This window comes from Micromonospora cabrerizensis, assembly GCF_022230955.1.
GTDB lineage: Bacteria > Actinomycetota > Actinomycetes > Mycobacteriales > Micromonosporaceae > Micromonospora > Micromonospora cabrerizensis.
In genome coordinates this window covers 71,166-88,854 of sequence record NZ_JAKKFI010000013.1, presented here as the reverse complement: position 1 = coordinate 88,854, position 17,689 = coordinate 71,166, and the positions used below count along the sequence as shown (strand labels likewise).

Below are 17,689 nucleotides of genomic sequence, written 5' to 3'. Positions count from 1 at the left end.
GCGAGCGCGCTTGCCAAGGGGGCGCTGATTCAGCGCAGCAGGCCCGCCAGGTGCGGTCTGCCGCGCGAGTCGTGCAGGGCGAACCCGCCGTCCGGCAGGAGGGCGAAGCTCACCGTGCTCGGAAGTGGGACGGGAAGCTTGAAGGCGACCTCGACGGCGTAGGCGTCCGGCAGGCGGTTCTCCAGTGCGGCCAGGCAGCGGGCCTTGCTCCACATGCCGTGGGCGATCGGCCGAAGGAACCCGAACAGCCGCGCCCCGAGCCGGGACGTGTGGATCGGATTGTGGTCCCCGGACACCCGCGCGTACTCCGTGCCGACCCGGGGCTCCACCCGCCAGCGTGCCGAGCCGGTCGGCGCGTCGGGCCGTCCACCGCGGTCGCCCCCGCCGGGCCTGCGTTCCCGACCCAGGTACGTCGAGACGCCCTCCCAGACCTTCTCGCCACCGACCGAGCCGACCAGCACCACGTCCACCTGCCGCCCCCGGTCGTGCGGGCGCAGGTTCTCCGCGTACGTCGTGAAGTCGAGGGTCTCGTCGGCGGTGATCGGGCGGTGCACGGTGATCCGGTTGCCGACGTGCACCAGACCGATCAGTGGAATGGGGAACTCCGGCGCGGTCATCAGCCGCAGGCTCAGCGGGAAGCCCAGGACGTGCGGAAAGGTGCCGGGCAACCGGTCGGTGAGCCGGAACCCGCAGACCCGGTCGTAGTCGGCCAGCTGTGCCCGGTCGACGGTCACCCCGCCCACGGCCAGCTCGACGGCCGGCAGGTCGGGACCCCGTCGCCGCCCGGCTCCGGGGACGGGCAGCGATCCGAGCAACGCCCGCCGGTAGAGCGCCCCGGCCGCCGGCATCCGGGGCAGGTCGACCCGATCACGGCCGCCGGGCTGCGGCCGGAGTGCCGCGGCCCGCGTCTCCGCCGACAGGATCTCCGTCGGGCCGTCGATCAGCTCGTGCAGGGAGAGGTCGTCGTCCGGCTGCCTCCGGGTGCTGCCCATCACGCCCCCAGCAGGCTCTGGCCGCAGACCCGGACCACGTTTCCGCTGACCGCACCGCTGGCCGGCCAGGCCAACCAGCCGATCGTCTCGGCCACGTCCTCCGGGAGCCCGCCCTGGGCCAGGCTGTTCATCCGCCGGCCCGCCTCGCGGACCACCAGCGGGATGCGCGCGGTCAGCCGGGTCTCGATGAAGCCGGGGGCCACCGCGTTGACGCTGATGCCCCGCTCCCGCAGAGCCGGGGCAAGCGAGTCGACCAGGCCGATCACGCCGGCCTTGCTGGTGGCGTAGTTGGTCTGCCCCCGGTTGCCGGCGATCCCGGCGATCGAGGAGACCGCGACGATCCGACCGCCGGTCGGGATGAGCCCCCGCTCCAGCAGCACGTCGTTGATACGTTCCTGGCTGGAGAGGTTGACGTCGATGACCTGGTCCCACCGGTCGGCGTCCATCCGGCCGAGCGTCTTGTCCCGGGTGATGCCGGCGTTGTGCACCACCACGTCGACCCGGCCGTGTCGGCTGGCCAGGTGGTCGGCGAGCCGGGTCGGCGCGTCCGGTGCGGTCAGGTCGAGTTGCACCGCCGTGCCGCCGATGTCGTTCGCCACCGCGGCCAGCGCGTCACCGGCGGCCGGGATGTCCAGTGCCACCACCCGTGCGCCGTCGCGGGCGAGCACCCGGGCCAGCGCCGCGCCGATGCCCCGGGCGGCGCCGGTGACCAGCACGACCTGGCCGTCCAGCGGGCGGTCCCAGTCGGCCGGGACGGTCGCCTCGCCGGTGCCGACCCGGATCACCTGGCCCGAGACGTACGCGGACCGCCCGGACAGCAAAAACCGGAGCGTCGACTCGAGGCTGGTGAGGACGCCGTTCTCGGCGCGGCTCACGTAGACGAGTTGGGCGGTGGTGCCCCGGCCGAACTCCTTGCCGATGCTGCGCACCAGGCCTTCCAGGGCGCGCTGGGCGGTCGCCTCGCGGGGCGTCGGGCACTCCTGCGGGGCGGTGCCCAGCACGATCACCCGGCCGCCGGGCAGAACGGCCCGGGCCTGCGGGTGGAAGAAGTCGTAGAGCTGACGCAGCTCGGTCGAATCGGTGATCCCGGTGGCGTCGAAGAGCAGTGCGCCGTACCGCCGCGGGTTGTCGCCGGGGGCGGTGGTGGCGGCCGGGTCGGCCAGCTCGACCCCGGCGGCGGTCAGGATCCTGGCGACCGGCTCGGCGAGCCGGCCGTCGGTGGCCGCGCCGAGCAGGGCCGGCCCGGGCAGCAGCGGGTCGCCGGGAGAGTGCCGGCGCAGCCGGGGCGGGTCGGGCAGCCCGAGGCGCTTGACCAGCGTGCGGCCGGCAGCCGATTGGACGAAGCTCGCGTACCTGTCGGTCATGGGCGTAGCCTACTGGCGAGTAGGGTTCGAGCAACACATGTCGAGGAGGCGGATCGTGCAGAGCATCCGGAGGGTCGCGGTCATCGGGGGCAACCGCATCCCCTTCGCCCGTTCCAACTCGCGCTACGCGGACGCGTCGAACGCCGACCTGCTCGGTGCCGCGCTGGACGGCCTGATCGCCCGGTACGGGCTGGCCGGGCAGCGCGTCGGTGAGGTGGTGGCCGGTGCCGTGCTCAAGCACTCCCGCGACTTCAACCTCACCCGCGAGGTGGTCCTCGGCTCCCGGCTCGACCCGCACACCCCGGCGTACGACCTCCAGCAGGCCTGCGGCACCGGCCTGGAGGCGGCGATCCTCGTCGCCAACAAGATCGCCCTCGGTCAGCTCGACGTGGGCATCGCCGGTGGCGTCGACACCACCTCCGACGCGCCGCTCGCGGTCAACGAGGAGATGCGCCGCACCCTGCTCAAGCTCAACTCGGCCCGCACGCTGGGCGAACGGCTCAAGGTCGCGGCGAAGCTACGCCCACTCCAGCCGTTCAAGCCGGAGATCCCCCGCAACGCCGAACCCCGCACCGGCCTGTCCATGGGCGACCACGCCGCCCGCACCGCCGTGCGCTGGCAGATCGACCGGCGATCCCAGGACGAGCTGGCCCTGCGCTCGCACCAACGGCTCGCCGCCGCGTACGACCGGGGCTTCTTCGACGACCTGATGACGCCGTACCTGGGGTTGACCCGCGACGCGAACCTGCGTCCGGACACCAGCGTGGAGAAGCTCGGCACGCTCAAGCCGGTCTTCGGCACCCGCGGCCCGGACGCCGAGCAGGCCACCATGACCGCCGGCAACTCGTCACCGCTCACCGACGGGGCATCCACCGTGCTGCTCGCCAGCGAGGAGTGGGCGGCCGCGCACAACCTGCCGGTGCTGGCCTGGTTCAGCTGGTCGGAGACGGCCGCGGTGGACTTCGTGCACGGCGACGAGGGGCTGTTGATGGCCCCCGCGTACGCGGTGCCCCGGATGCTGGCCCGGGCCGGGCTGACGTTGCAGGACTTCGACTACTACGAGATCCACGAGGCGTTCGCGTCCCAGGTGCTGGCCACCCTCGCCGCCTGGGAGTCGCCGGAGTTCTGCAAGGACAGGCTCGGCCTGGACGCGCCGCTGGGCGCGATCGACACCGACCGGCTCAACGTGAACGGCTCGTCGCTGGCCGCCGGGCACCCGTTCGCCGCCACCGGCGGGCGGATCGTGGCGACCCTGGCCAAGCTGCTGGCCGAGAAGGGCAGCGGACGCGGGCTGATCTCCATCTGCGCGGCCGGTGGCCAGGGAGTGACCGCCATCCTGGAGCGCTGAGCGCGGCAGCACCGGACAGCCCGGCCCGGTCCAGGTGCCGGCCGGCGGGTGCGGGACAATGAGGTACGTGACGACGATCCCCAACGTGCTGGCCAACCGGTACGCCTCGCCCGAACTGGTCGCCCTCTGGTCTCCGGAGGAGAAGGTCCGCATGGAGCGGCGGCTCTGGCTCGCCGTCCTCCGGGCCCAGCGGGATCTGGGCGTGGCGGTGCCCGACGGTGTGGTCGAGGCGTACGAGCGGGTGCTCGACCAGGTCGACCTCGCCTCGATCGCGGAGCGGGAGCGGGTCACCCGGCATGACGTGAAGGCCCGGATCGAGGAGTTCAGCGCGCTCGCCGGGCACGAGCACGTGCACAAGGGCATGACCTCGCGGGATCTCACCGAGAACGTCGAGCAGCTCCAGGTGCGCGCCTCGCTGGAGCTGATCCGGGACCGCGTGGTGGCCACCCTGGCCCGACTCGCCTTCCTCGCGTACGAGCACACCGACCTGGTCATGACCGGCCGTTCCCACAACGTGGCGGCGCAGGCCACCACGCTGGGCAAGCGCTTCGCGTCGGCGGCGGAGGAGCTGCTGATCGCGTACGAGCGGCTGGAGGACCTCATCGCCCGCTACCCGCTGCGGGGGATCAAGGGCCCGGTCGGCACGGCGGCCGACCAGTTGGACCTCTTCGACGGCGACGCCGACAAGGTGGCCGAGCTGGAGCGGCGGGTCGCCGAGCACCTGGGCTTCTCCCGCGTACTGAACAGCGTCGGGCAGGTCTACCCACGCTCACTGGATTTCGACGTGTTGGCCGCGCTGGCCCAGACCGCCGCCGCGCCGTCGTCACTGGCCACCACGATCCGCCTGATGGTCGGTCAGGAGCTGGCGACCGAGGGCTTCAAGCCGGGCCAGGTCGGCTCCAGCGCGATGCCGCACAAGATGAACACCCGCTCGTCGGAGCGGGTGAACGGCTTCGCGGTGATCATCCGGGGTTACCTGTCGATGGTCGGGGAGCTGGCCGGCGACCAGTGGAACGAGGGCGACGTGTCCTGCTCGGTGGTCCGCCGGGTGGCCCTGCCGGACGCGTTCTTCGCCGCCGACGGGCTGTTCCAGACGTTCCTCACCGTGCTCGACGAGTTCGGCGCGTACCCGGCGGTGATCAACCGGGAGCTGGAGCGCTTCCTGCCGTTCCTGGCCACCACGAAGATCCTGGTGGCGGCGGTCCGGCGTGGCGTCGGCCGCGAGGTCGCCCACGAGGTGATCAAGGAGCACGCGGTCGCGGTGGCCCTGGCGATGCGCGAGAAGGGCTCGCCGGAGAACGACCTGTTCGACCGCTTGGCGGCGGACGGTCGACTCGGCCTGTCCCGCGCCGACATCGACACCCTGGTCGCCGACCGCTCCGCCTTCGTCGGCGCGGCCGCCGCCCAGGTGGCAGCGGTAAGCAGCCGCATCACGAAGGTGGTCGAAACCCACCCAGAAGCGGCCACCTACAGCCCGCCCCCCATCCTCTAACCCACCCACCCACCCCGCCGCCCCACCCGCCGCGCCGCCCCACCCCACCCACCCTGCCGCCCCACCCGCCCCGCCGCCCCACTCCGGTGATCAAGAAGTTTGCGTCAACTTTGATCTCCTACTTGACCGAAACCTCTTGATCACCGGGCCGGGTGGGTTGGGGCGGGTGGGTTGGGGTGGGTGGTGGGTTGGTGTTATTCGCCGGTTGGGGTTTCGGCGGCGGTTCTCAGGTTGGGCGCGCTGGCCGGTTCGGCGATGCCGCCGGGCGACTCCGTGATGCCAGCGACCTCCGCGGTTCCGGCGGCCACCGCCGGCTGGTCGGCCGGCATGACCTCGGGCATCTTGGGTACGGCGACCACGGCCGTTCCGTACGCGCAGATCTCCATCCACATCTCACCGCAGTCCCGGCTGTCGAAGCGCATGCCGATCACCGCGTTCGCGCCGAGCCGCAGGGCCTCCTCGCCGAGCCGGGCCACCGAGTCGGTGCGCCACCGGGTCAGGTTGTCCGGAGCCATGGGGTCGTACGCGCCACCGCGCAGGTTCTTGACCCCCTCGCGGTACGGGTTGCGCGTCCTGGCCATGGATGACACCACCTCACCGAGAATCTGGCGGATCTCGTAACCGGGCAGTTGCTCTGTCGTCACGACCAGCACGTTTCCGATGCTGTCAGGAGTGGCGTGACCCGATCGGGTGCATTGTTCACCTGATCGGATGCTGCAAAACGACGCGGCGCGGACGGCCGGCACGCCGCCGACCATCCGCGCCGCACCGGGCGTTAACCGTCAGACACCGGCCACCGAGGTGATCCAGGCCCGGTTGTACGCAACGCTGCCGTAGTTCTGGATGCTCTGCCCGTCGGCCGTGGAGGCGACTCCGACCTGCTGGCCGTTGTAGAACTGCGGGCCACCGGAGTCACCGCGCCAGGCGTTTCCGTTGATCCGGGTGCTGCGGATCGCCTGGCCGCCGTACGCGTCGGTGACGCTGTTGCTGGTCACCCGGACGCTGGCGGTCTTGAGCTGGGTGGACGCCGAGCAGCCGCTGTAGCAGGTCATGCCCCAGCCGTAGATCGAGTTCGTCGAGTTGAGGGGCGGGTTGCTGCTGGCCAGGCTGACCGCCGAGGTGCTGACGCTGCTGGAGAGCCGCATGAGTGCGAGGTCGTAGCGGGTGTAGGTGGCGCTGACCGTGCGGGTGACCCCACCGGAGGTGCGGTTGACGCTCCCGACGCGCACCGACATGGTGCCGCTGATGCAGTGCCGGGCGGTGAGCACCCACTGCGCGGCGATGACGCTGCCGGAGCAGGTGAACGAGCCGTTGCTGAGCACCGCGGCGGCCCAGGGCGCGGAGGAGACGGTGCCGCCGCCGATGATGGGTTGCGGGCCGGCGGGGGCGGCGGACGCGGCGGACGTGACGCCGAGGGCGCCGACCAGCGCGATGCTGAGTGTGGCGAGCAGGGGGCGGATGCGCATCGGGTGGACTCCTTGGACGGGCGGACCCGGGGTCGCCGGGTGCGGATGGGCGACAGCGGGAGGTCCCCGCTGGCACCTTAATCGACTTACGTCGATGTACAGTAGGGCCCGCGCCGAGCGTTATCAAGGACCTGATCGAGGATCGCCGATGTAACGATTCGGCCTCCCCTTGCGCCCTGTATGCCCTGCTGAGGGCACCTGCCCCGCCTGTGGAGCCGCTCAGAGCGTCGGCAATGTCGATCACTGCTTGAACTGCGGCCGGCCGGTGCGTCCGCGGCCGTATCTGCCAGGTACGCTGGCTGCGCTCGCCCGTTGTGGGTCGGCACCCAACTGCGTACACAGTCAGGAGTGCCCAGTGCCTCGCGTCGTCGTCGACGTCATGCTCAAGCCCGAGATCCTCGATCCGCAGGGCCAGGCCGTCGCAAACGCGCTGCCCCGGCTCGGCGTCGGTGACGTCGCCTCGGTTCGGATCGGCAGGCGGATCGAGATCGAGTTCACCGGTGAACCGGACCTGGACCGCGCTCGGGAGATTGCCGACAAGCTGCTCGCCAACCCGGTCATCGAGGACTTCACGGTCCGCCTGGTCGAGGCCGACGAGACCGCGGACGCCCGCTCGTGACCGCCCGGGTCGGTGTGGTCACCTTCCCCGGCTCGCTCGACGACGGGGACGCGGCCCGAGCGGTCCGGATCGCCGGCGCCGAGCCGGTCCGGCTCTGGCACGGCGACCCGCAGCTGCACGGCGTCGATGCGGTCGTGCTGCCCGGCGGTTTCTCCTACGGTGACTACCTGCGGTGCGGCGCCATCGCCCGGTTCGCCCCGGTGATGGAGACGATCGTGGACGCCGCCCAGGGCGGTCTGCCGGTGCTCGGCATCTGCAACGGCTTCCAGATCCTGTGCGAGGCGCACCTGCTGCCCGGCGCGCTCACCCGCAACCAGCACCTGCACTTCCGCAACCGGGACCAGGTCCTGCGCGTGGAGTCGGCCGGCACCGCGTGGACCAACGCGTTCCAGCCCGGCCAGGAGGTGCTCGTCCCGGTCAAGAACGGCGAGGGCTGCTACGTCGCGGACACCGCGACGCTGGACCAGCTCGAAGCCGAGGGTCGGGTGGTCGCCCGCTACGTCGGCGGCAATCCCAACGGGTCGATGCGCGACATCGCCGCGATCACCAACGCCGCCGGCAACGTTGTGGGCATCATGCCGCACCCCGAGCACGCGGTGGAGGCACTCACCGGCCCTTCGCTGGACGGCCTCGGCTTCTTCACGTCGGTCCTCAAGCACCTGGTGGGGGCGCCAGCGTGAGCGCGAGGAGTGAGCCGGGTCTGCGAGCCCCGCAGTCGCGAACAGAGACGGGGGCGGTGACCGGCGACACGATCATCGGTCTGCTCAACCGCCGGCCTGGCGGGCACGAGCGCAGCGAGGAGAGGTCATGACCACCCATCCGGACCCGGTACGGGACACACCGGAGGCGTACTCCGCCCCGTCGCAGCCAGCGGAGCCCAGCCTGGCGCAGCCCGTCGCGCCGGCCGCCGCCCCCGCCCAGCCGGCTCCCGCCGTCTGGACCGAGGGCGTGGACACCGTTCCGCGCGCCGACGGCACCCCGGGCGAGCTTCAGCCGTACACCGAGCTGGGCCTGCGTGACGACGAGTACGACCGCATCCGGCAGATCCTCGGCCGCCGGCCCACGCAGTCCGAGCTCGCGATGTATTCGATCATGTGGAGCGAGCACTGCTCCTACAAGTCGAGCAAGGTGCACCTGCGCCAGTTCGGCGAGAAGGCCCCGCCCAGCGATCGGATGCTCGCCGGCATCGGCGAGAACGCCGGTGTCGTGCAGATCTCCGACGAGCTGGCGGTGACATTCAAGGTCGAGTCGCACAACCACCCGAGCTTCGTCGAGCCGTACCAGGGCGCGGCCACCGGCGTCGGCGGCATCGTCCGGGACATCCTCGCCATGGGCGCCCGCCCGATCGCGGTGATGGACCCGCTGCGCTTCGGTGCCGCGGACCACCCGGACACCGCCCGCGTGCTCACCGGCGTGGTTGCCGGCGTCGGCGGCTACGGCAACTGCCTCGGTCTGCCCAACATCGGCGGTGAGCTGGTCTTCGACCCCTCCTACCAGGGCAACCCGCTGCTCAACGCGCTCTGCCTGGGCGTGCTGCCGGTCAGCCGGTTGCAGAACAAGGCCGCCGCCGGCCCGGGCAACGTTGTCGTGCTGATGGGCGCCAAGACCGGCCGCGACGGCATCGGCGGCGTGTCGGTGCTGGCCAGCGCCACCTTCGACGAGGGCAGCGAGGCCCGCCGCCCCGCCGTGCAGGTCGGCGACCCGTTCACCGAGAAGCTGCTGATCGAGGCGTGCCTCGAGCTGTACGACGGGCAACTGGTCGTCGGCATCCAGGACCTCGGCGGCGCCGGTCTGACCTGCGCGCTCACCGAGACCGCCGCCGCTGCCGGCACCGGCATGCGGGTCTGGCTGGAGCGGGTGCCGCTGCGCGAGCCCTCGATGGACCCGCACGAGATCCTGGCCAGCGAGTCGCAGGAGCGGATGCTGCTGGTCGTCGAGCCCGACAAGCTCGACGCGGTGCTCAAGACCTGCGAGAAGTGGGGCGTCCTCGCCACCGCGATCGGCGAGGTCACCGCACCGGAGCCGGACGGCCGCCCCGGCCGACTGGCGATCACCTGGCAGGACCACCTGGTCGTCGACGTGCCGCCGGGTTCGCTGGTCGACGACGGCCCGGTCTACGCCCGGCCGATGCGTGAGCCGGCCGACCTGATCCTGCTCCAGGCCGACCGTGCCGAGACGCTGCCCCGCCCGGCCGACCCGGAGGCGCTGCGGGAGACCGTGCTGCGCATGATCGCGTCGCCGAACCTGGCCGACAAGACCTGGGTCACCGAGCAGTACGACCGTTACGTGCTGGGCAACACCGTGCTCGCCCAGCCGGAGGACGGCGGCGTGATCCGGGTCGACGAGCGGACCGGTCTCGGCGTGGCGCTGTCGTTGGACGGCAACGGCCGGTACGCCCGACTGGACCCGTACAACGGCACCAAGCTGGCCCTGGCCGAGGCGTACCGGAACGTGGCGGTGACCGGCGCGAAGCCGATCGCCGTGACCAACTGCCTCAACTTCGGCTCCCCGGAGGACCCGGGCGTCATGTGGCAGTTCGCCGAGGCCGTCCGCGGCCTCGCGGACGGCTGCCTGGAGCTGGGCATCCCGGTGACCGGCGGCAACGTCAGCTTCTACAACCAGACCGGTGCGGCGGCCATCCACCCGACCCCCGTGGTCGGTGTGCTGGGCGTGCTGGACAACGTCGCCGACCGGGTGCCGATGGGCTTCGTGCCGCGCGCCGGGGGCGACCACGACCAGCTCTACCTGCTCGGCGAGACGAACGTTGAGCTGTCCGGCTCGGAGTGGGCCTGGGTGACGCACGAGCACCTCGGTGGCATCCCGCCGCAGGTCGACCTGCTCCGCGAGAAGGCGCTCGCCGACCTGCTGGCCGAGGCGGCCCGGGTCGGTCACCTGGCCTCCGCGCACGACCTCTCCGACGGCGGTCTCGCCCAGAGCCTGGTCGAGTCCTGCCTGCGGCGCGGCGTCGGTGCGCGGGTCGCGGTGCCGGAGCAGTTCGCCGAGGGCTCGATGCCGTTCGTCTACCTGTTCAGCGAGTCCGCCACCCGGGCGCTGGTGTCGGTGCCGCGTGGCCACGACAAGGCGTTCGCGGCGCTCTGCGCCGAGCGGGGGGTGCCGTTCGAGCTGATCGGCGCCACCGACCCGTCCGGCGGTGCGCTGGAGGTGCACGGCCAGTTCCGGATCGGCCTGGACGAGCTGCGGACGGCACACACCGAGACGCTGCCGCGGCTCTTCGGGGGCGCCGCCGCCGTCGAGGTGCCCGCGCCGGCCGCCGGTGTGGCGGGTGCGGTCGAGGCCGTCCCGCTGCCCGTCGCGCAGGCCGAGCCGGTCGATCCCGCAGAGGTGGTCTCCGAGCCGATCGCCTCGTTCGGGCCGGTCCCGCAGACCGGTGCCGTCGAGCCGATCGAGTCGGAGCAGGCTGACACCGCCGCCGAGTCTGACACCGGTGTCACCGAGCCGTCGCCTGACGAGCGCTGAGGCGTTGGCGGCCGCCGTCCACGGCCAACCCGGTTCCGGTGCCCGGTTCGACTGGGGGCTGACCGGGGCGGCCGAGCTCGGTCGGGTCTGCGCGGCACTGGTGGTGGTGGACGTCCTCTCGTTCACCACCTCGGTGGAGGTGGCGGTCGCCCGTGGCATGAGGGTGCACCCGTTCCCCTGGGGCGAACAGGCCGCGGACTACGCCGTGCGGGTCGGCGCGACCGCTGCGGTGGGGCGGCGGCAGGTGAGCGCGGAGCATCCGTGGTCGCTGTCGCCGGCCGCACTGAGCACCGCGCCGGTGGTAGCGGATCTGGTCCTGCCCTCACCCAACGGCTCCGCCATCAGCGCCGCCGCCAGCGCCACCGGCCTGCCGGTGGTCGCGGCGTGTCTGCGCAACGCACCCGCCGTCGGGCGTTGGCTGCGCCGCCAGGGGTACGGCACAGCGGATGCCCCGATCGGCGTGATCGCCTCGGGGGAGCGGTGGCCGGACGGCTCGCTGCGCCCATCGGTGGAGGACCAACTCGGTGCCGCCTCGGTGCTCGACGCCCTCTCCGGAGTGCCGGGCGGGCTGTCCGTGGAGGCGGCCATGGCGCTTGCCGCGCTGGCCAGCACTCCCGACGTGCCCGCCGCCGTGCGCGGGAGCGTCTCCGGGCGGGAGCTGACCGAGAGCGGCTTCGCCGAGGACGTGGACGTCGCCGTCCGGATCGGCGTGTCGGAGGTCGTGCCGGTGCTGCACCAGGGCGTCTTCTCCGCGGCCTGATCGAGGGGTGCGGACCTCGCCCGCTCGGGCCTGCTTTCCGCTCAGACCTGTTTTCCGCTCTGGCCGCGCCCCGGTCGCCTGCTTCCCGCCTGGCCTTGCACGGATGCCGGCCGCCCACTTGGCCGCGCCCTGCCGCGTCCGCTTGGCCGCGTCCGCTTGGCCGCGACCGCTTGGCCGCGACCGCTGCCCGCGCCTGGCGCTGCACGGCTGCTCGCCGAGCCGCAACCGGGCGCCTGGCGCTGCACGCTGCTCGCCGGGCCGCAACTGGGCGCCTGGCGCTGCACGTCTGCTCGCCGGGCGCAACTGGGCGCCTGGCGCTGCACGTCTGCTTGCCGAGCCGCAACCGGGTGCCTGCCCGCCGGGCCGCGCCGGAGGCCGGCCGCTGGCCGTGATCGACTCGCGTTTCAGGAAATCGGGGTCTCCAGGTCCTTGGGACGCCGCGACTTCCTGAAACGCGAGTCGATCTTGCCAAAGGTTGGGCACTGACGCGGCGTGCGCAATGACGCGGCGTGCGCAATGACGCGGCGTGCGCAATGACGCGGCGTGCGGGCTCACGCGGCGTGGGCACCGAAAAACGCGGGGGCTGGAGCAGGTTCGGTCCTGGGTCGCCGTCTGTCCTGCCACGACGAAACGGCCACCCGGATCGCCGGGTGGCCGTTTTCGTGCGTTGTGATCGGTCAGTCGTCCAGCCAGTCGAGGCGTCGGCCGCCCCGCTCGGTCGGCGGCGGGGTTTCCGGCCGGGCCCGGCCGGCCTGCTGGCCGTATCCGCCCTGGTCATAGCCCCGTTCGTCGTAGCCGCCGCGCTGCTGCGGCGGTGGAGGCTCCTGGCCGTATCCGCCCTGGTCGTACCCGCCGGCCTGCTGGCCGTATCCGCCCTGGTCGTAGCCCTGGTCGTCGTAGCCGCCGCGCTGCTGCGGCGGTGGAGGCTCCTGGCCGTATCCGCCCTGGTCGTACCCGCCGGCCTGCTGGCCGTAACCACCCTGGTCGTAGCCACCGGCCGGCTGACCGCCATACCCTGCGGTCGGTTCGGCAGCCCGGCCGCCGTACGGGGCCGGGTCCGGCTGGCCGTACCCCTGCCCCTGCTCGGGCTGGTAGACGCCGGTCGCGTACGGGTCGGCCGGAGCCGGGTACTGGGTGTTGTCGCCGGTGTAGCGGCCGGTCGGCTCGTCGTACCGCTCCCCGTAGGCCGCTCCGCCAGCGGGAGCCGGCGGGTAGCCGGCCGTCCCGGCCTGGGCGGTGTAGTCACGGCTGCCGTAGCCGCCACCGGAGGCCGGCGCGTTGCCGTAGCCGCCACCGGAGGCCGGCGCACCGCCGTATCCAGCGCCGGAGCCGGGCGCGGCGCCGTAGCCGTCACCGGCCGCGCCAGCGCCGTACGCGCCCTCGGCACCTGCCGGAGCACCGTAGCCGCCACCGGAGGCGGGCGCGTTGCCGTAGCCGCCACCAGACGCGGGGGCGTTGCCGTAACCGCCAGCGCCATAACCGCCGGTTGCTGGCTCGTCGCCGTAACCGGCGCCACCCCAGCCCTGCTGGCCCGCACCGCCGTACGCCTGCGCCGGCGCACCGTACGGGTCCGGCGGGACGTCGTCGACCACCGGGCGGTGCATCATCGTCGGGGCCTCGCTCAGCGCCGCGCCACCGACCATGGTCGGGTCCGCCCCGCCACCGGGCCGTCCACCGACCACGCGGGTCTCTTCGGCGCCACGGAAACCGCCTCGTGCAGGTGGGACCGGACCGCCGCCAGCCGCCGCGGGCGCGTCGTCGTCCTCGCCGCCGTTCTCCTTGCGCTTCATCCAGAGCAGCACGATGGTGCCGACGCCGGCCGCGACCAGGAGACCGCCGAGCAGGATGATCAGGTAGTTACCCGCGCCGCCGCTGTCCTCGTTGTTCGAGGCGTTCGCCGCAGCACCTGGGCTGGGGTCGTCGGCAGCCTGGTCCTCGTTGCCCTCCGGGAGCGCCTCATCGGTGGGAGCGGCCTCGGTGCTGGCCGACGGCGTGGGGCTGGGCGTCCCCTCGACCTTGATCGCGAGGCTGATCCGCTGCCCGGTGATGGACTGCCCGGCGGCAGCGTTGATGGTCTTCCTGGCCACCACGTTGTCGAAGGTCGCGCCCAGGTCGATCCGGCCCGGTGCGATCGGGTTGGCCGTGGTGCCGGTGAAGCGGAAGTTGCCGCTGCCGTCGCTGGTGGTGTCGAAGGTCTTGCCGGTGCTGTCCAGCAGCATGACCACCGCGTTGGGCACGGCCTTGCTGTCGGCCTGCGCGACGACCTTGCCGGAGACCGACTGCACGGTCTGCTTCGGCGGCGGCGCGGCTGCCTTGCCCTTGACCGTCAGAGCGACGGAGGCGGTGCCCGGGCTCGAATCGGCCTCGACGGCGACCGTGACGTTTGCAGTCGCGTCGCCGGCATTGTCGTTGGCCGCGATCCTGACCAGCACGGACTTTGTCGGGTTGCCCAGGCCGCCGTCAGGGAAGTCGAAATCGCCGCAACCGCTGGCGCAGCTGACACCGGAGGGCAGGCCGGAGAGACTGATCTTTCCTTCTTTGTCGCCGTTACCGCCTGTGACGCGCACGGTGACCGTGGCATCGCTGCCGGCGTTGACGGTGACGGAGCCGGGGGAAACCTGAACATCTGCGGCCATGGCTGGTGTGGCGGGGACGGCGAGCAGAGCGCCGGCAACCAGCGCTACGACCACACCGGCCCGCTGCTTCCAGGCACGTCGGTGTGTTGACACGTCCACCGCCTTCCGGGCTGACTTCCCTCTGACCGGCGGGGCGCCGGGCCGGGGATCATCACGGTTCGAATACGCCGTCGGCAACTATGCCTTGTCCGACCGGATCGGCGCGACCCAGGGCCAGCGTCAGGTAGTTGGCCTGCGGGTCGTATCGTCCCGTCGTGTCCTCTCCGCACAGTAAGTCCGCTGCCGTTACGGCGGCGTTGTCGGCGCTCGACGAGGGGCGTACGCCCGAAAGGCCGGTGTTCCGAGAGGCGGTCCGGTCGTTGTTGACCGTCCTCGCGGAGCGCGCCCCCGGCCGATCGGTTGAGGTGCGCGTCCCACCATACGGGGCGATCCAGTGCGTACCCGGACCTCGACACACCAGGGGAAACCCGCCAAACGTGGTCGAGATGGCTCCCGACACCTGGCTGCGTTTGGCGACCGGGGGGATCGACTGGGTCGACGCGGTTGCCGAGGGGCGCGTCCAGATGAGTGGTGTCCGCGCGGACCTCTCGGCGTATCTGCCCCTCTAATTATCTCGGAGTCCCACTCACGGTGACGGCGTGCGCAGGAACCGTGACTATCTGTATTGATAGCGATTCGCGTACACTGTCAGGCGACGACAGTGGTCCCGGCAGAGAAGTGTGGATCCGCCCGTGATCCCGCCCGGCCGGTCCAGACCAGCATGAGGGAGCGGTAGGTGCCCCGAGGCGACGGCCGGCTGAGCCACGACCTTGACCCCCAACGACCTGGCCCCCAGGATGCCTGTGGCGTCTTCGGCGTCTGGGCCCCCGGCGAAGAGGTTGCCAATCTGACCTACTTCGGCCTCTACGCCCTGCAGCACCGCGGCCAGGAGGCGGCGGGCATCGCGGTGAGCGATGGCTCGGGTGTGGTGGTCTACAAGGATCTCGGCCTGGTGGCCCAGGTCTTCGACGAGCCAACCCTGGCGAGCCTGCGCGGCCACCTGGCCATCGGGCACGCCCGCTACTCCACGACCGGCGCATCGAACTGGGAGAACGCCCAGCCGACGATCCGGTCGACCACCTCCGGCACGACCATCGCGTTGGCTCACAACGGCAACCTGGTCAACACGGCAGAGCTGGAGAAGGAGGTCGCCGAGCGCGGCCTCGTCGCGGACGGTTCGACCAACGACACCTCCCTGGTGACGATGCTGCTCGCCAGCCGACCGGATCTGTCGGTCGAGGCGGCCGCCCTGGAGGTGCTGCCGCAGCTGCGTGGCGCGTTCAGTTTCGTCTTCATGGACGAGTCGACCCTCTACGCGGCCCGCGATCCGCACGGCGTCCGTCCACTGGTGCTCGGCCGCCTGGAGCGGGGCTGGGTGGTGGCCAGTGAGACGGCCGCACTGGACATCGTCGGTGCCAGCGTGGTGCGCGAGGTCGAGCCGGGCGAGCTGATCGCGATCGACGAGAACGGCCTGCGCTCCACCCGGTTCGCCGCGCCGGAGCCGAAGGGCTGTCTTTTCGAGTACGTCTACATCGCCCGCCCGGACGCCACGATCGCCGGGCGCAACGTCCACTCGGCGCGGGTGCAGATCGGCCGGCAGTTGGCCAAGGAACACCCGGTCGAGGCCGACCTGGTGATCCCGGTGCCCGAGTCGGGCACCCCGGCCGCGATCGGCTACGCGGAGGCGTCCGGCATCACCTACGGCGCCGGCCTCATGAAGAACCCGTACGTGGGGCGCACCTTCATCCAGCCGTCGCAGACCCTGCGGCAGCTCGGCATCCGGCTCAAGCTCAACCCGCTGCGGGAAAACGTCCGGGGCAAGCGGTTGGTGGTCGTGGACGACTCGATCGTGCGCGGCAACACCCAGCGCGCCATCGTGCGGATGTTGCGTGAGGCGGGGGCGCTGGAGGTGCACGTCCGGATCTCCTCCCCGCCGGTCAGCTGGCCGTGTTTCTACGGCATCGACTTCGCCACCCGGGCGGAGCTGCTGGCCAACGGGTTGGACAACGACGGCATCCGGCGTTCCATCGGCGCCGACACGCTGGGTTACGTCTCGCTTCCTGGCCTGATCGCCGCGACCGAGCAGCCGAAGACCAGGCTGTGTCGGGCGTGTTTCGATGGGGAGTACCCGATCGAGTTGCCGGCCGGCAACCTGATCGGCAAGCACGTGCTCGAAGGGGTGGGCCGACGGGTCGCCAACTCGGCGCCGGAGGCCCCGCACACCAACGGCTCGTTCGTCGCCACTCCGGGTGGCGTTACCGCAAACCGCCCGTAGCACCAACCGGCGCGGCCCGGCCACCGCCGGCGTGGCACCGAGAACCAAAGGGGAGAACCGTGACGCACGTGTCCGAGCGCAGTGGCGCAGGAAGCAGCCCGACCGGCGCCGGCGGCGACCGCCAGCTCTGGACGGCCGGCGCTGGCCGTCAGGCGCGCAAACGCTCGGTCTCGTACGCCGATGCCGGGGTCTCCATCGACGCGGGCGACCGCGCCGTGGAGTTGCTCAAGTCGAAGGTGCGCCAGACCCGCCGGCCCGAGGTGATGGGTGACCTCGGCGGGTTCGCTGGTCTGTTCCGACTGGACACGAAGAAGTACAAGAGCCCGATCCTGGCGTCCTCCACCGACGGGGTGGGCACCAAGCTGGTGATCGCTCAGCAGATGGACATCCACGACACGGTCGGCATCGACCTGGTGGCCATGGTCGTGGACGACCTGGTGGCCTGCGGTGCCGAGCCGCTGTTCCTGCTCGACTACATCGCGACGGGCGAGGTCGTCCCGGACAAGGTCGCCGAGATCGGTGCGGGCATCGCCGACGGCTGCCGTTACGCCGGCTGCGCGTTGCTGGGCGGGGAGACCGCGGAGCACCCCGGCGTGCTCCGCCCGGACGAGTACGACATCTCGGCGACCGGTGTCGGTGTCGTCGAGGAGGCCGACATCCTCAGCCCGGACCGGGTCGAGGTGGGCGACGTGGTGATCGCCATGCGCTCCTCGGGTCTGCACTCCAACGGGTACTCGCTGGTCCGGCACGTGCTGCTCGGTGCGGCCCGTATGCGCCTGGACATCGTCATCGACGACTTCGGTCGGCAGCGGACCCTCGGCGAGGAGCTGCTCACCCCGACCAAGATCTACGCCAAGGACTGCCTCAAGCTGATCGCCGAGGCCGAGGTGCGGGCGCTGTCCCACATCACCGGCGGCGGCATCCCCGGCAACCTGGTCCGGGTGCTCCCCGAGCACGTCGACGCGGTGGTCAACCGCTCCACGTGGAAGCCGCAGCCGATCTTCGACCTGATCCAGTCGAAGGGTCGGATCGACGACCACGACATGGAGTCGACCTTCAACATGGGCGTCGGCATGTTCGCGATCGTGTCGGCCGAGGACGCCGACCGGGCGCTGGCCACGCTGACCGGCCGTGGGGTCGAGGCCTGGCAGGCCGGCGAGATCATCGAGGGCACCGGCAACGTGCAGATGGTCGGTCAGCACACCCGAGGATGATCACTAT

General features: G+C 71.8%; 14 protein-coding genes. 9 read left to right on the top strand and 5 right to left on the bottom strand.

Features of this window, described 5'->3' with window-relative positions; all coding sequences use genetic code 11:
* Positions 1–29: 29 nt before the first annotated feature.
* Entirely contained in the window at positions 30–848 is an 819-nt protein-coding gene (locus LADH09A_RS02085; RefSeq protein WP_238643046.1) for a MaoC/PaaZ C-terminal domain-containing protein, read from the bottom strand.
* 143 nt (positions 849–991) lie between these two features.
* A complete protein-coding gene (locus tag LADH09A_RS02080) occupies positions 992–2,356 on the bottom strand; it encodes a 3-oxoacyl-ACP reductase (RefSeq protein ID WP_238643024.1) in 1,365 nt (454 codons plus the stop codon).
* 55 nt (positions 2,357–2,411) lie between these two features.
* On the opposite strand from LADH09A_RS02080, the gene LADH09A_RS02075 reads away from it, so the two are divergent.
* Both LADH09A_RS02075 and purB read left to right on the top strand, forming a co-directional pair.
* The gene (locus LADH09A_RS02075; RefSeq protein WP_238643023.1) at positions 2,412–3,704 is read left to right on the top strand and encodes an acetyl-CoA C-acetyltransferase; all 1,293 of its coding nucleotides are present in this window, start codon (positions 2,412–2,414) and stop codon (positions 3,702–3,704) included.
* A 67-nt stretch (positions 3,705–3,771) separates the two neighbouring features.
* Complete coding sequence (gene purB, locus LADH09A_RS02070; protein WP_238643022.1) at positions 3,772–5,196, top strand: adenylosuccinate lyase; 1,425 nt, start codon at positions 3,772–3,774, stop codon at positions 5,194–5,196.
* A 194-nt stretch (positions 5,197–5,390) separates the two neighbouring features.
* On the opposite strand, the gene LADH09A_RS02065 is transcribed toward purB, so the two are convergent.
* Positions 5,391–5,954 (bottom strand): YbjQ family protein, encoded by a 564-nt coding sequence (locus tag LADH09A_RS02065; protein WP_238643021.1) that lies wholly within the window; start codon positions 5,952–5,954, stop codon positions 5,391–5,393.
* Between the two features lie 24 nt (positions 5,955–5,978).
* Positions 5,979–6,662, bottom strand: coding sequence for a S1 family peptidase (locus LADH09A_RS02060; protein WP_238643020.1), 684 nt, complete (start codon positions 6,660–6,662; stop codon positions 5,979–5,981).
* 355 nt (positions 6,663–7,017) lie between these two features.
* On the opposite strand from LADH09A_RS02060, the gene purS reads away from it, so the two are divergent.
* The 4 genes from purS to LADH09A_RS02040 all read left to right on the top strand — a co-directional run bounded on the left by purS (position 7,018) and on the right by LADH09A_RS02040 (position 11,518).
* Entirely contained in the window at positions 7,018–7,281 is a 264-nt protein-coding gene (purS, locus tag LADH09A_RS02055) for a phosphoribosylformylglycinamidine synthase subunit PurS (RefSeq protein WP_030491392.1), read from the top strand.
* Positions 7,278–7,961, top strand: coding sequence for a phosphoribosylformylglycinamidine synthase subunit PurQ (gene purQ, locus LADH09A_RS02050; protein WP_238643019.1), 684 nt, complete (start codon positions 7,278–7,280; stop codon positions 7,959–7,961). The genes purS and purQ overlap by 4 nt, the downstream gene beginning before the upstream one ends.
* 127 nt (positions 7,962–8,088) lie before the next feature.
* Positions 8,089–10,758 (top strand): phosphoribosylformylglycinamidine synthase subunit PurL, encoded by a 2,670-nt coding sequence (gene purL, locus LADH09A_RS02045; protein WP_238643018.1) that lies wholly within the window; start codon positions 8,089–8,091, stop codon positions 10,756–10,758.
* A gap of 4 nt (positions 10,759–10,762) precedes the next feature.
* Complete coding sequence (locus tag LADH09A_RS02040; protein WP_238643045.1) at positions 10,763–11,518, top strand: 2-phosphosulfolactate phosphatase; 756 nt, start codon at positions 10,763–10,765, stop codon at positions 11,516–11,518.
* Positions 11,519–12,195: 677 nt separating this feature from the next.
* On the opposite strand, the gene LADH09A_RS02035 is transcribed toward LADH09A_RS02040, so the two are convergent.
* Complete coding sequence (locus tag LADH09A_RS02035; RefSeq protein ID WP_238643017.1) at positions 12,196–14,247, bottom strand: carboxypeptidase-like regulatory domain-containing protein; 2,052 nt, start codon at positions 14,245–14,247, stop codon at positions 12,196–12,198.
* Positions 14,248–14,408: 161 nt separating this feature from the next.
* Between LADH09A_RS02035 and LADH09A_RS02030 the strand changes: the two genes are divergently transcribed.
* The 3 genes from LADH09A_RS02030 to purM all read left to right on the top strand — a co-directional run bounded on the left by LADH09A_RS02030 (position 14,409) and on the right by purM (position 17,682).
* Positions 14,409–14,762 (top strand): sterol carrier family protein, encoded by a 354-nt coding sequence (locus LADH09A_RS02030; protein ID WP_238643016.1) that lies wholly within the window; start codon positions 14,409–14,411, stop codon positions 14,760–14,762.
* 167 nt (positions 14,763–14,929) lie between these two features.
* Positions 14,930–16,468 (top strand): amidophosphoribosyltransferase, encoded by a 1,539-nt coding sequence (gene purF / locus LADH09A_RS02025; RefSeq protein WP_088950947.1) that lies wholly within the window; start codon positions 14,930–14,932, stop codon positions 16,466–16,468.
* A 59-nt stretch (positions 16,469–16,527) separates the two neighbouring features.
* Positions 16,528–17,682, top strand: coding sequence for a phosphoribosylformylglycinamidine cyclo-ligase (purM, locus tag LADH09A_RS02020; RefSeq protein ID WP_238643015.1), 1,155 nt, complete (start codon positions 16,528–16,530; stop codon positions 17,680–17,682).
* Positions 17,683–17,689: the final 7 nt, after the last annotated feature.